The sequence below is a fragment of the Rossellomorea sp. RS05 genome (assembly GCF_039822645.1).
GTDB classification, from domain to species: Bacteria; Bacillota; Bacilli; order Bacillales; family Bacillaceae_B; genus Rossellomorea; species Rossellomorea marisflavi_B.
Window position 1 is genome coordinate 14413 of the sequence record NZ_JBDKWY010000002.1, and the last position, 13383, is coordinate 27795.

At 45.9% G+C, this 13383-nt stretch carries 17 protein-coding genes and 2 riboswitches; of the genes, 9 read left to right on the forward strand and 8 right to left on the reverse strand.

The window, feature by feature from the left end; genetic code table 11:
• Positions 1–13: 13 nt before the first annotated feature.
• Complete coding sequence (locus tag ABJ225_RS07750) at positions 14–664, reverse strand: methionine ABC transporter permease (RefSeq protein WP_048005662.1); 651 nt, start codon at positions 662–664, stop codon at positions 14–16.
• Entirely contained in the window at positions 654–1685 is a 1032-nt protein-coding gene (locus tag ABJ225_RS07755; RefSeq protein ID WP_347319357.1) for a methionine ABC transporter ATP-binding protein, read from the reverse strand. Before ABJ225_RS07755 ends, ABJ225_RS07750 begins: the two co-directional genes overlap by 11 nt.
• A gap of 91 nt (positions 1686–1776) precedes the next feature.
• Positions 1777–1882: riboswitch (SAM riboswitch) on the reverse strand.
• An 83-nt stretch (positions 1883–1965) separates the two neighbouring features.
• Positions 1966–2069: riboswitch (SAM riboswitch) on the reverse strand.
• Between the two features lie 472 nt (positions 2070–2541).
• Between ABJ225_RS07755 and ABJ225_RS07760 the strand changes: the two genes are divergently transcribed.
• A complete protein-coding gene (locus ABJ225_RS07760; protein WP_347319359.1) occupies positions 2542–3450 on the forward strand; it encodes an ABC transporter substrate-binding protein in 909 nt (302 codons plus the stop codon).
• A gap of 13 nt (positions 3451–3463) precedes the next feature.
• Here ABJ225_RS07760 and ABJ225_RS07765 read toward each other — a convergent pair whose 3' ends face one another.
• Genes ABJ225_RS07765 through ABJ225_RS07775 form a run of 3 tightly spaced genes read right to left on the reverse strand, consistent with a single transcriptional unit; the run spans position 3464 to position 4579 of the window.
• Complete coding sequence (locus tag ABJ225_RS07765) at positions 3464–3880, reverse strand: hypothetical protein (RefSeq protein WP_347319361.1); 417 nt, start codon at positions 3878–3880, stop codon at positions 3464–3466.
• Between the two features lie 55 nt (positions 3881–3935).
• Positions 3936–4175: a hypothetical protein gene (locus ABJ225_RS07770; RefSeq protein WP_048005334.1), complete on the reverse strand. Its 240-nt coding sequence runs from the start codon at positions 4173–4175 to the stop codon at positions 3936–3938.
• A 17-nt stretch (positions 4176–4192) separates the two neighbouring features.
• Positions 4193–4579: a hypothetical protein gene (locus tag ABJ225_RS07775; RefSeq protein WP_347319363.1), complete on the reverse strand. Its 387-nt coding sequence runs from the start codon at positions 4577–4579 to the stop codon at positions 4193–4195.
• A 354-nt stretch (positions 4580–4933) separates the two neighbouring features.
• Here ABJ225_RS07775 and ABJ225_RS07780 point away from each other — a divergent pair, with 354 nt between their 5' ends.
• The 7 genes from ABJ225_RS07780 to ABJ225_RS07810 all read left to right on the forward strand — a co-directional run bounded on the left by ABJ225_RS07780 (position 4934) and on the right by ABJ225_RS07810 (position 10114).
• Positions 4934–5476: a nitroreductase family protein gene (locus ABJ225_RS07780; RefSeq protein ID WP_218245527.1), complete on the forward strand. Its 543-nt coding sequence runs from the start codon at positions 4934–4936 to the stop codon at positions 5474–5476.
• 321 nt (positions 5477–5797) lie between these two features.
• Positions 5798–5947 (forward strand): hypothetical protein, encoded by a 150-nt coding sequence (locus ABJ225_RS07785; protein ID WP_347319365.1) that lies wholly within the window; start codon positions 5798–5800, stop codon positions 5945–5947.
• Between the two features lie 53 nt (positions 5948–6000).
• Complete coding sequence (locus ABJ225_RS07790) at positions 6001–6663, forward strand: MBL fold metallo-hydrolase (protein ID WP_347319367.1); 663 nt, start codon at positions 6001–6003, stop codon at positions 6661–6663.
• A gap of 285 nt (positions 6664–6948) precedes the next feature.
• Complete coding sequence (locus ABJ225_RS07795; RefSeq protein WP_481900609.1) at positions 6949–7317, forward strand: YwqH-like family protein; 369 nt, start codon at positions 6949–6951, stop codon at positions 7315–7317.
• A gap of 40 nt (positions 7318–7357) precedes the next feature.
• A complete protein-coding gene (locus ABJ225_RS07800; RefSeq protein ID WP_347319371.1) occupies positions 7358–8905 on the forward strand; it encodes an LXG domain-containing protein in 1548 nt (515 codons plus the stop codon).
• A 29-nt stretch (positions 8906–8934) separates the two neighbouring features.
• Positions 8935–9282: a hypothetical protein gene (locus ABJ225_RS07805; RefSeq protein ID WP_347319373.1), complete on the forward strand. Its 348-nt coding sequence runs from the start codon at positions 8935–8937 to the stop codon at positions 9280–9282.
• Between the two features lie 25 nt (positions 9283–9307).
• Positions 9308–10114, forward strand: coding sequence for a hypothetical protein (locus tag ABJ225_RS07810; protein ID WP_347319375.1), 807 nt, complete (start codon positions 9308–9310; stop codon positions 10112–10114).
• Between the two features lie 514 nt (positions 10115–10628).
• On the opposite strand, the gene ABJ225_RS07815 is transcribed toward ABJ225_RS07810, so the two are convergent.
• Together ABJ225_RS07815 and ABJ225_RS07820 are read right to left on the reverse strand one after the other, a co-directional pair.
• Entirely contained in the window at positions 10629–11189 is a 561-nt protein-coding gene (locus tag ABJ225_RS07815) for a hypothetical protein (protein WP_347319377.1), read from the reverse strand.
• A gap of 181 nt (positions 11190–11370) precedes the next feature.
• Positions 11371–11652 (reverse strand): hypothetical protein, encoded by a 282-nt coding sequence (locus ABJ225_RS07820; protein ID WP_347319379.1) that lies wholly within the window; start codon positions 11650–11652, stop codon positions 11371–11373.
• A 148-nt stretch (positions 11653–11800) separates the two neighbouring features.
• Here ABJ225_RS07820 and ABJ225_RS07825 point away from each other — a divergent pair, with 148 nt between their 5' ends.
• Positions 11801–12121, forward strand: coding sequence for a hypothetical protein (locus ABJ225_RS07825; RefSeq protein ID WP_347319381.1), 321 nt, complete (start codon positions 11801–11803; stop codon positions 12119–12121).
• A 314-nt stretch (positions 12122–12435) separates the two neighbouring features.
• Here the strand turns inward: ABJ225_RS07825 and ABJ225_RS07830 are convergent, their stop codons facing one another.
• Positions 12436–13332 (reverse strand): LysR family transcriptional regulator, encoded by an 897-nt coding sequence (locus ABJ225_RS07830; RefSeq protein ID WP_218245531.1) that lies wholly within the window; start codon positions 13330–13332, stop codon positions 12436–12438.
• Positions 13333–13383: the final 51 nt, after the last annotated feature.

Below are 13383 nucleotides of genomic sequence, written 5' to 3' on the forward strand. Positions count from 1 at the left end.
TTGTATCTCCTCGCTATCTTCTTCTGATTTTTTTCGATACGAAATTACCCGATGATTGCAGTCCCTGTACAAGGACGATGAGTATGGCGACGGTGATGACCATGACCCAGGTGTCAAAGCGCTGGTAGCCGTAGGTAATGGCGAGATCCCCGAGTCCGCCTCCGCCGATGGCGCCTGCCATGGCCGATGCCCCGACGAGTCCGACGGTGGCGATGGTGAGGCTGAGGACGAGGGAGCTGAGCGCTTCCGGGACGAGGAAGCGGAAGATGATCTGGGTGGATGTCGCCCCCATGGATTCCGCCGCCTCGATGACGCCTTTGTCGACTTCAAGGAGGGAGTTCTCAATCAATCGTGCAATATACGGTCCTGCATAGAAGACCAGTGGCACGACGGCTGCGGCCGTTCCGATCGATGTTCCCACAATCAAACGCGTGAGGGGGACGATCGCTACCATCAGGATGATGAATGGGACGGAACGGAAGATGTTCACGACCCCGTTCAGGATGGTGAAAATAAAGGCATTCTCCCATAGATGACCCTTCCTCGTGATGACGAGAAGTACCCCGAGGGGCAGCCCGATCACGGTGGAGAAGAGGAGGGAGAAGCCGGTCATGACCAAAGTTTCAATGAGTGCATCGATGATCTGCTGTGAATCAACTAGCATGTGGTGCGACCTCCTTCACGGTGACGTTTTCTCCATTCATGACAAGCAGTGCACGGTTGATCTCGCTCTCGGAGCCGATGAGCTCGACGATGAGATGACCGAATGGTGTGCCCTGCAGCTCTGTAATATTTCCGAACAGCACGTTTACATCGAGGTCGAAGCGCTTCGCCACTTGTGAAAGGAGCGGCTGACCCGATGAGGCGCCGACGAAGCGGATCTTGTAGATCCGTCCCGGTGCGTTTTCCTTCTGCACAAGCTCGAGGACCGATTCCGGGATGGAGTCGTTCAGCACGGAGCTCACGAAGTTCGCCGCCGTCTCGGTCTGAGGGGAGGAGAAGACGTCGAATACGGATCCGGACTCGATGATCTTCCCGCCTTCGATGACCGCCACCCGGTCGCACACTTCCCGGATCACCGACATCTCATGGGTGATCATGAGGATCGTGATGTTGTACTCACGGTTGATCTTTTTCAGCAGCTTCAGGATCGAGCCTGTCGTCTGCGGATCGAGGGCCGATGTCGCCTCGTCGCACAGAAGGATCGACGGCTGCGTGGCAAGGGCACGGGCGATGCCGACGCGTTGCTTCTGACCGCCTGATAATTGATCTGGGTACTGGTTCGCTTTATCTTCAAGACCGACGAAGCTCAGCAGCTCTGTCACCCGCTTTTGGATCTCAGCCTTGGATTGCTTCGCGAGGATGAGGGGCATCGCCACATTGGCGAAGACCGTCTTGGAATTCAGGAGGTTGAAGTGCTGGAACACCATCCCGATCTTCCGCTTCACCTCGCGCACGTCTTTCGGTGAAAGGGCCATGAGATCCTGGCCGTCTACGATCACCTTCCCCGAGCTCAATCGCTCCAATCGGTTCACGGTGCGGATCAGCGTACTTTTCCCGGCGCCGCTGAATCCGATCACCCCGCATATTTCCCCCTGCTCAACCCGCAGGTCGATGCCGTCGAGGGCCCGGACTTCCTTTCCGCCGCTGTTATATACTTTCGTGGCGCTTTTGAATTCAATCATGTTCGTCATGCCTCCTGGTGGTTAAAAATAAAAACCCTCTTCCCGAGGTCTCGAGAAGAGGGCATGGATTCACACGGAATCAATGGGTCCCTTCTCATCTCCCAGGCGCGTTGCCTGCTGGAATTGGCACAGTACTTTGTGGAAAGTCTGCTGCCGAAGCGTCATCGGGCCAGTCCCTCAGCTTCTCTGGATAAGAAATTATTCAATTAGGGTAAACAAAAGGCCCCTTCCTGAGACAGGAAGAGGCCGGAGATCCATAAGGAAAGAAAGATCCGTACTCTTCTCATCTCTCAGGCGTCCGCCTGTTGGAGTTGGCACAGTGCTCAAGTGAGCCCGCTGCCGAGGTATCAAAGGGCCAAATCCCTCCACCTCTCGTGATAAGAAGTTGTATTTGTTTAACGTGAGCCCTATTCTACGCCGGACTTTTTCCTGCGTCAACACCCTCTGACAGAAATGAGACAGGCTGGAAGAAGTGGAAATGGGGTGAAAATAGGTCTATGGATTCAAAAGAAAGAAAATGAAAGCCTTTTATTTTGATGAGGATAATCGGAAAACACTTCTTTTTAACTAATTATTTATTTTTTATAAAATGAAGGATGGCCCTCCAACTAATCCGATGAGTGCAATGAAGCGGAGATGGCTCGACTCCTGCGGAAAGGCGGGCAGGTGAGACCCAGCAGGCGCAGCCGATGTGGCTCACCGCACGCCCCGCGGAAAGCGAGCCATCGCAGCGAAATGGAGCGGAACTCTTCCAATCTAAGAAAATTGTGGAACATTCCATTGACAATCAGCCTCCTCCCCCGTAAAGTAATAATTGAAAATGATTCTCATTATCAAGAAATGAAAGGGGAACCACATGAAAAAAGCATCGTTCTTTACCATATTGCTGGTCTGTCTGCTCTTGGCGGCATGCAGCAGCGGAGAAACAAAAACGGATTCGTCCAAGGAGGAATCATCGACATTTACATATGAATCAGAGCAGGGACCGGTGGAGGTGCCGAAAGAGCCGAAGCGGATCGTCGCCCTCACCAATGGTCCGAATGTGATTTCCCTCGAAGGGAAGCTCGTCGGAATCGATGAGTGGACCGAGATGAACCCACTCTTCACCGACAAGCTGAAAGATGTGGAAGTGGTGGGTGACGATCAGCTCGAGAAGATCATCGAGCTCGACCCGGACTTGATCATTGCCGGAAGTCAGACGAAGAACCTCGATAAGATGAAGGAGATTGCGCCAACCGTCGCTTTCACATGGGGGAAACTGAATTACATCGATCAGCAGATCGAGATCGGCAAGCTGTTGAATAAGGAGAAAGAAGCGAAGGAATGGGCGGATGACTTCCAGGAGCGTGCCGCGACGATCGGGGATGAGATCCGCAAGAAGATCGGCGACGACGCCACGGTATCCGTCATTGAAACCGGTCAAAAGGAGCTCTATGTCTTCGGGAACAATTATGCCCGTGGTTCTGAGATCTTGTATCAGGCCATGAAGCTCAACATGCCGGATGCCGTGAAGGATAACGCCTTGGAAACTGGGATTCACGTCATCTCGCCGGAAGCGGTAGGAGACTTCACCGGAGATTACCTCGTCCTGAGCAAGAATCCCGATGTGGACAATTCGTTCATGGACACGGATACGTGGAAGAACATCCCGGCCGTGAAAAACGGTCATGTTATCGAGATCAACAGCAAGGAATCGACGTACAGTGACCCTGTGACACTTGAGCATCTCTTGAAGACATTCGAGGATGGCTTTTTAGGAGAGTAAGGGGCGGAGGGGGTCATTCTGTGACCCCTACCGATTCCGGACGAAGAAAATGAAGGATGAAAGCGCCAAGAACAAGGGCAAGCTGAACCACACTGGCGATCAAGAGCTGTACCGATGGTAAGTACCATTCTCCCACGGAGAGAGTGGCACCGATCGTCGCAATGAAAAGAAGGGCGCCCATGAACAGGGTCGAGAAGAGAATCTGCCGGTCATACCGGATGAGCCCTCTGATTGCTACTACCGCATTTCCCAGTCCGAAGACGATCATGCCCACGATCGCCATAGCCATCCAGCTGTCAAAAGGCAGATCTCCTGCCCACTCTGGTGGGAAGGTTGCAAAGATCCCTTTACCTGAGATCATGGAACCACCGAGATAAAAAGCACCCATGCTCAGGGTCGCATTGTACACATTCATGATGTTTTTCTTCAAAATAAAGCATTCTCCTTTGTGAGAGACTCGCCAACGAGGGAGTCTCTTTTTTATGTTAAGGCATGGATGAAACCGTCCATTCGATCAATCCGGTCAAGAGGACCAGGAAGACCATGAAGGAACTGGAGACGATGACCGCCATATGTTTCGTTTTGAAATAGAGGACGAATCCCCCTGCGATCAAGAGGAGCCAGGCAACCATCCCGGCGATTGAAAACAGGGCAGGCGAGTTGGCAATCCATAGGATCGTAATGATCAGGTGGAGTGCCACGAGCACCCAGGCAAAAAGTTTCATGTAGGTTAACGCTCCTTTTACATACTGGTAATACCGTTGATGAGGATGACGAACATCAGGGTGACACCCGACAATGCACCGACGGGGAAGGCGAAGCTCTTATTATGCCTTAGTTCATAAAGGCTGGCAGCCAGTCCTGCTGCGCATAACACACCCCATATAGGATTGAAGATAGCCTCGGCCACTTCGTCGGAAAACCATTCATAGCCGCTTGAAAGCCAGAAAATCCAGTGAAGGATCAGGAGGCTCAAAACAATATAGGATAATTTCCTAGGAGGCCTGGTGTTTGTCTTCCTCACCATGAGCGCTGTCATGATGGAACCAAATACGATCAATCCAATAAATAATAGAAAAATAATCATGAATCCGATGATGTTCACGTCCATTCCGTTGAATTTGTACATGTAGAATCTTGGTAAATGATTTCTATGACATGATTGTATCGGATTATTTATTGCAAAACAATAAAAAGTTTTTCTTTTTCAATAATAATTTGCTGTTAAATCTTCTGATATACTTCCGGATATGGTCACCATGAGCAGGCAGTATGTGATAGAACCCACTATCTATGTTCTCAGTGTCCGCTTATTGCGTGAGGAACACATACGCGAACATAGAGAGAAACTTTCGGTACGATCCAAAGGATACGCAGCACTTTTTTACCTATTAAGGGGACTCCTTTCCTATAGAAAGATTGCAATTGAGAGTGAGAATTGTTATCATTTAGATGAGAGATAAGCAGATAAGGAGATACAATCATGACAAACATAGCTAAAACGATACGCGAACGCCGCTCCATAAAAGCCGGCTACATCGATAAAGAAGTCACACAGGAAACGGTGCTGAACCTGTTGGAAGATGCCGTCTGGGCGCCGAATCACGGACTCCGTGAGCCGTGGAGATTCATCTTCGTACCGGCGGATGAGAAGGAAGGATTCGTAGAGGATCTCGTGAAAACCTTCCCGCCCGATATGAGGGACAACCGCCGCAACTACTTCAGCCAGCCTGCGGCGATCCTCGTCGTCGTCATGACCGAAGACCCCCGTCAGAAGCAGTGGGACGAGAACTTCGGAGCCATCGGCGCCATGATCCAAAACTTCCAGCTCCTCGCCTGGGAACAGCAGCTCGGAGTAGTGTGGAAAACAAATCCTCATATTTATGATCCGAAGGTCCATGAATTGCTTGGTGTCGAGAAAGGAGAACGGATTGCCGGTTTCTTGCATCTCGGGTACTTTGATGAGGTGCCACCAGCGAGGAAGAGGACACCGATTGAAGACAAGTTTTCCGTTTACGGGAAATGATGTAGAAGAAGGGCTCACCGGGGTCCTTCTTTTTTATGGGGTGAATAAGACAATCCGCATCTGGCATATCCTTTGAAAAAACAGGTGTGTGATTATGGGGATGAAAGCTCAGCATCAAGTGATCTTCTGCGCCATCCACAGTTCGAGTATCAAGAGATTTCTTCTCCTGGACTGTTTGGCGGGGACGGGTTTTTATTACTTGGGAAAAGTGATGTCATCAAGCGTATACGTTGGGATAGCAAGTAGCGTCATTTGTACCGAAGGCATCAAACGATTGCTTCGAAGTAGATAAAAAATGCCAACCATTTGAGTGGATCTCAGATGGTTGGCATTTTATTTGTAGGGTTCTTGAATAGAAGCAGCTCACCGGATGAAATGGGTCCGATCGCCAAGAAGTATAAGAAGACGTTGAAAGAGGCGTTGTTGTTAGGTCCTTCTTTCATGCAGGTGGATTGGTTGAGTATTCGTTGATGGGTGGGGTAGAGTGAATAAGAAGAGAATGTTTTGTAGAAAGGATGCTTACCATGAATGTTATTCAATTGTCTCCGCATGTCTATAAGTGCGGGTTTTCAATCAATGTTTCCGTGGAGATCCCGGTCAATGTGTGGCTGGTCAAAGATGGGGAGGATGTGTACATCATCGATACGGGCGTCGAATCCCATGTGGATGATCAAATCAAAGCGGCCGAATCACTCGGCACCCCTAAGGCGGTCCTGCTGACCCATGGGCACAGCGATCACATCAAAGGGACCGGTGAGTGGCTGAAGGCGTACGACATCCCCATCTATGCCCATGAGGTGGAACTGCCCTTCATCAACGGGGAAAAGCCCTACCCGAATAAGCAGGCGCCTGAACAGAATGCAGTCGCCGGTATCGTGGAGCCGCTGACGGATGAAGTCCTTGCCACCCTTCCCGTCAGTGCCTACTTGACGCCGGGTCATGCTCCTGGACATGTCGTCTACTACCATGAAGAGGACAAGGTGCTCATGACAGGGGACCTCTTTATCACCAGCAGGGAAGATCTGCATCCCCCAATCCGGAAATTCAGTGTTGATATGAACGAAAACATCGACAGCGGTGCCATCGTTGACGACCTCAAGCCCGCATTGATCAGCTCATCGCATGGTGAGGAGATTGAGTATCGTGAAGATTTGTATAAGAAATATGTGCTTCGATATAGGGATTAACGACAGAAAACCTTCTTCCGGTTGATTGGGAGGAGGTTTTTATTTTTATAAGTTTCAATATATGCCAATGAAAAGCCAATTCCGGGTGGATCTCGTGACGGTCTTTTATTACTGGTAAAACCCAATAAATGTTTATTTAGGTATAAAATAGGGTAATGAACATGAATGATAATGGGAAAAAAGTACTGTCAACTCATCCTAAGTTGAGTTGAATTTCCTATTACCTCAGAATATACCATTTGGTACCATTTAACATAGGGAGAAATTGTCTATTTATGAAAGGGGATGAATCTTCTGTCCTATTTATCTTTGTTACAGCAACAAGTTGCGCAAAAACGCGAACAGCTTAGGCGCCTCCAGTCGACCATCAGGGAATTGGATGATACCCAAAGTGAATTTATACATAGTCAGAAAAGAGTGGATGATCCCAAATTATCACCGGCAGTGTGGAAAGGGAACCTTGCAAACGAATTCAGTGACATTCGGGAGAACATGATGACGAGCTATAGGGATATGGCTCAAAATCAATTAAGTGAATCGATACAACTAATGGAAAGTAAATGTCAGTCGCTTCAATACGAAATCAATTCTTTGGAAGCAGACATCACGCGTGAAAAAGCGGACCTTGAACGGAAGCGCAACGAAAAAAAGTGAGAGTACTGATAGCTAAACAAATGGGCTGGGAGTGATGAGGGTGAAGGTACTGGATGCGAGTGCTCTTCATGAAGGTATTGAAAAGCAGAGCAGTAAGTTTAAAGAACAGCAAGAAAGCATTGAAAAGCTAAAAAGTGAAATTGATAATCTCGTCAACTTAAATGACGCGTTCAAAGGAGAAGCAGGAGATTCTATCCGTGCCTTCTATAAAGATTTTCACGGAAAGTTCTTAACTTACTATACTTCGACTCTTGAAAATTATGAGAAAGTATTAAAAAATGTTAAAGAGGCCACAAAGGAATTGGAATCTGATCCATCCGGTTATATTAGTGAATCCTTCCTATCGAATGACCTTACTAATGGTCTAGACAATGGGCGGAATTTAACCGTTGGATTAGTGAACGACGCCAATTCTTCCATAAGCAGTGTCAATGATATCCTCTACGCTCCTACTATCCAAGATGATCGTTTTTTGAGCTACCATCAACAAGCTCAGAAAGAAATCACGGATACCGTTGAAAAACTGAATAAGTATGATTCGACACAGTCTAAGAGCTTTGATTCTGTGGAGGAAGATATTCAGTTGATGGAGAGGGTTATTGATGATATAAATGAAAGATTTAATAATGGGAGCCTTGAAGTAAGGAATTACAATTACAAAGATCTGTTAAAGTCGAAAGACTATAAGGAATTGGCTACGAACCAAATACAAAGACAAGCATCGGAAGTTGTGAATAAAATTCTTTCTCCCCTTGATACAATTAACGAAGGTTTGGGATGGGGAGACAATTTACTACTTGGATATCATACACTTTCAATTATGTCCACTAGCCTCTTTGCATCGAAGATAAAGGTCAATTATTTTAAAGGTAAACCGTCTTTGTGGAACAAGCTTAAGGGCAACTATGAATTTAGTATAAAGATGGATGATTCTTGGACAAGTAAATCTAAGCATAGTTCTAAAATCGCAAAAAAAATTCTGGATTTTAAGCGTGCTCCTTCACCGTCTAACCCCCTGTTAAAAATGGCCCATAAATTTGTTGATTCGTATAATAGTCCTTCAGATTTATATAAAAATGTTGCTGGATTTCCTAAAAACTCTAATAGAATTAAGGGATCTGATCTATTAAAAAGTATTAAGAATCGTGTTGAAACTTCAACGAAAGATCTCGCGGACCTGGCAGCTAAGTCCAGTAAGTTTACAAGAGTAGCAAAAACCGTTCCGGTCGTAGGAAACATCGTATCATTTACTTCAAATTTAAGTGAATTTACATCTGAAGAAAATGCGAATAAAGGAATGGCTGAGAAAACAGGTCGCTTTATTGGTGGGACACTTACCGATGCAGTAGCTGTAGGTACGGGTGTGAAGATTGGGGCTACGATTGGTAGTGTTGGTGGGCCAGTTGGCATTGTAGTGGGTGGTGCTGTAGGCGGACTAGTCGGAGGTATCGTTAGCAGTAAGTATGGAGACAAAATTAAAGATTTTACAGGAGATGTTGCTAAAAAAACATGGGATAAAGTTAAAAATAGTAAGGCTGCAAAAAAGGTAGGGAAATTAAAAGACTCCGTTGTAAGCTGGTTTAAATAGTTTCATACATTGCGTAAAGGGGAATGAACTTGGCACTTTACACAGCAGTAGAGTTTTTGAAAATATTAATTATTGCAATATTAGCCGCACAGTTCTCATACGGATGTGCTATTTTACTTTTTGAAAAGACAATGTTAGATTTTTATGAGATTTCAATTTTTGAACCGCCCAAGAATATAATCCAAAAAATCACCAATGCATTTCAAAGGGTAACCATCAGTTCTGGGTACTACGTTTACACTAAAATAGGCAAATACAATTGGTTTGTCAGAAAAATACTGTACTTATTTATATTAATTGTACAAGGGATCTTATCAATCATCCTATTCCAAATTATTGCTTTAATTTTTGAAATTCTTGTTCCGGTTCCATTATAAAAAATGTAAGGGGTGTGAGTAAATTATGGATCATGTATTAACGTGTACATCAGAAGAGTTGGCATTAATGGTTAGCGTTGCTGGATATGACAGTGTGGCAAAAGGAATTGCTGAAGCGGCTGTTGGGGAGAAAAGCGAGCAAGAGTGGGTTGCCGTAATGGAAGCTACAAGCAAGCATCTGATCATGAAAAGAATATTTGATGAAGAGAGAGAAGCACGAGGGGAAAATCCTTTAACAGAGGATATGCTAGGATTTCTCCAAAAATATGTAGAATCGAAGCGTATGATCCGATGTTCAAATGCACCAATGAAGTCAGTTTTGATGATACACCATTTCGAGGGTGAAGACTGGTTACTCCATTTAATTGATCGAGATATCATCCATGAGTTTTCAATCATCAAGGCACAGCAGATACATACCTATATGAAGGAGTATTACAGAATCAAAAATCTCGATACAACTATATCGCACTCGTTTACTTTAACCGAGAAGAATTTTGATCGCCTCAGCAAACCTGATAAGCTGAAGAAAGTGTTAAAAAGTTCGACGTTTACAAAAGAGGATGAAGAAAGCTTTCATTTGTTTGTAGAAGATTTAGAACGTTTCCAATGGTCGCTGTTCAATATTTCAAATTTTAATATTGTGACCGTAGAAGATGAAGTCTATCTTGAAAACATACTGTTCTTCTTACCATCAACCGAAGGAATCTGGCTTACAGAATATCAGGACGATTCGGATACTGTGTATTTTCATTTAGCAGATGATAAGGAATGGGAAGAGATGTTGGAAGGAATTGGGGAGCTAGCTTCTCAATTAGTGAAAAATTCTTAAGTATAAAAGGAGCCCCTTTAAAATAAAAAAAGGGACTCCTTTTATTTGTGTCAAGTAAATCCTTATGGTTTAAGGTCTATTGGATTTAATTGTCACATACGTTCCATAAATCGTTAGAATTACCGCCACTATGATCCAAAACGTCAATTTTCTCACCCCAACTTATCTAATGAAAATATAGGTAAGATCATTGTATCAGCATGTTGGGTGGAAGACATGAACGAATAGTAGTGAAATGGAGATGGGCCTATTTAATTCTTTGATTTCTTTCCAGTGTCTTGATTGTACCTGATACTCGCTCATGATGAATAAATTTGAGAAACAATTGGATAAGGATACAAGCCTTTTTTACCCTCTCAACGATTCGATTTCACCGTCACATAAACACTAAAAATAATCAGTATCACTATAACGACAAGCCAAAAACCCTCAGTAAACATTCCGATCACCTCTATTAAATATCGTTGAATTCTTGCACCTGCTTTTATGAACTGATGGTCTGTCCCCTACAGGATCAATCCACGATCGATTCCACCGTCTCGAACACCCCAACCCAAGCTTTTGTCCGGTCGGCTTCTGTCGGATCATCTGGCAAGTAATAGCTCCAACCCTTTGAGTCACGTTCAGCCGTTCCGTTCCAATACCCCTGAATAAATCCGGCGCTGTTTCTTTTGGCTCTATCAAGGGTCATTTCTTCATGGGTGAAGGCCCACAGACCGATGTCATCTGCGTCGGAGAAGAAGACGGGAATGTCGACGGAGTTGAAGAAAGGGGTGAAGGTTTTCTTTGCGGCTTCTTCAAATTCGCTTTTCATGACAATGATGGCATTGTACTCCAGTTGGTCTTTGTTTGCCAGGTTCTGCATGGAGTAGGTGTGATAGGTGACCCCGGGGAATTCTGCGGGTCCGTCTTCCCCGACAACGGCGATACTCAAAGGCTTTCCTTCGTATTGCAGGACGGTCTGTTTTTCCTCTTTTTCTTCCTTTTCCTCTGGCTTATCGACAGATTCCGAACACCCGCCGATGATAAGCATGGCCAATAGCATGAGAGTCAATGGTCGGCGAATGACGTTCATTGTTTACCCTTCCTTGAAGAATTTGCCGCGATGACCCCGGCGATGATGGGTATACAGATGATGAGCCACGTCCAATAACTCATATAGCATTCCTCCTCTTCTGTGTTTATCCTTATTAACACAAGTACCCATTTATCGTAATTATTATGACGAATGTAGCGCAATTCTTCCACATTCGATTTTATTTTTTACCTCTGCCTAAAATCATAGGTGCTGTATTTAGTAGGATGGAAACAATGACAAGAACCCATAAGGCCTTTTCCATACCGGGTACCACATCCTCGAGGGCAGACCAGTCTCCCGCTTTTACCCACTGCGAGACGAGACTGTACTCTGCACACATCGTCAATGCGGTGAATGATAGCCCCAGCGCCATGGCGAGTTTGTGATCCTTTCCAGAGAAATACAGGAAAAGATTTAATACCGTTGCTGCGATTGCGATAAGTCCTAATATAATCCACATAGTGAATCCTCCGCTGGTCTCATTTACAGATAGTCTAAATATATCATATATTTCTTTATTTGGAAATAGTTGGTTTGGAAGGTTTGTTTTAGATAGAATGATAGTTACGATGTTGAATTGATCGAATACTTAAAGTATGGAGGTCATTATGCTCATCACACTCATCGTCATTGCATCTCTCTACGCACTTCTTCACCTTTTAACAGGATCGGTCCAGCTCTTCAAGCGGGATATTCCGGTTCAAAACGCCGTGCTGTTCGTGGCCGGAAGCTTATGCATGGCCGTTTATCTCGTCTTCTTCACAAATACCCTGGGGGCACTGGCGTTACTGGCGGCAGGGTTTCTTGTGATTCAGCTCGGGGCCATCCTGAATGGGAAATTCATGAATGGAAAGGTGACGTTCAGCCATCAACTTATCCGTTTCGTCCTCATGCTTGTAGTGGTAGGTGGATTCGGGTTGGTCATCTGAGCGGATCAAAAGAGGCTGGAGAAAAGTTTTTAGTCATAATAAAACCCGAACTTCTTTGCATGAAATTAGGCAAAAATAGTTCGGGTTTATTATTTTGTTTGTTGATCATGTAAATGCTTTCTAGCGGTTGATTGGAGTGCAAGACGCAGGCTCCAGCGGGAAGGGTAGCTGATGTGAGACCCCACAGGCTTGCCGAGGAAGCTCACGGGCTACCCGCGGAAAGCGAAGTCTTGCACGGAAATCATTAGCGGTATAAAGGACCAAGTTGATCGTGTTTGTCATTCAATGGTATCTATTTTTGTCTTAACCTCTTTCTAATCCACGATCACCGACCGCACCCGCTTCAAAAACTCCCGTATGACCCGGGACAATCCATTATTGGCGTTATAAAAATACCCGAAGGAATACGTCTTATAATAAGGCGGGGCGAAGTTCACGAGGACGTATTCGTCGCTTCGGGATAATCCTGCGTCGGTGCGGAAGGCGTAGTCGAATCCGATGTTGATGGCCGTGTTCGTCTCGAGGGCGAGTCGGATCGTGTCGACGTTGTTGGTGGTGAACAGGATATCGAAGGGGAGGGAGCTGAAGCCCTTCATGAATTCCTGTATGTACTTGTCATTGTACAGGACGATGGGTTGGCCGATGAGCATGTCCTGGGTGATGAGCGTTTCCTTGGCAAGGGGGGAGTGCTTGTTGACGGCTGCCACCATATGACCGTCGACGAGCTTTTTGAAAACGAGATTGCGGTATCGCTTTTCTTCTTTTTCCGTATAGGTGATGAAGCCTACGTCGACTTCGCCTTCGAGGACGCGGTCGATGATGAACTCGGTACTGTTTTCATAAACGGACGCCTTGACGTTCGGGTATTCCCGCTTCAGATCCGTGATGACGCGCACGAGAATCTCCATGGGGCCGGGATAGGTGGCGACCTTGATCTCGCCGTTCATGGTTTCCGTGTAGGTTTCGACTTCATCCATGAAATCCTGGAGCTTCAAGAGGACAACCTGGGCCTTTTCGATGAGCCGGCGTCCTTCCTCGGTGGGGATCGAGCCCCTTCTTGAGCGATGGAAAATTGGGATGTTGAGTTCTTTTTCCAGCTGTTTGATCGACTGACTGAGGGCAGGGAGGGTGATATGGAGTTGTTCTGCCGCTGCCTTCAGGGAGCCGGTTTTTCCGATTTCGACAATGTACTTCAACTGTTCGATCGTCATAATAAACCTCTTTTTAGTTACGTTCTGCTTAACAAACGTTAATATTAACTA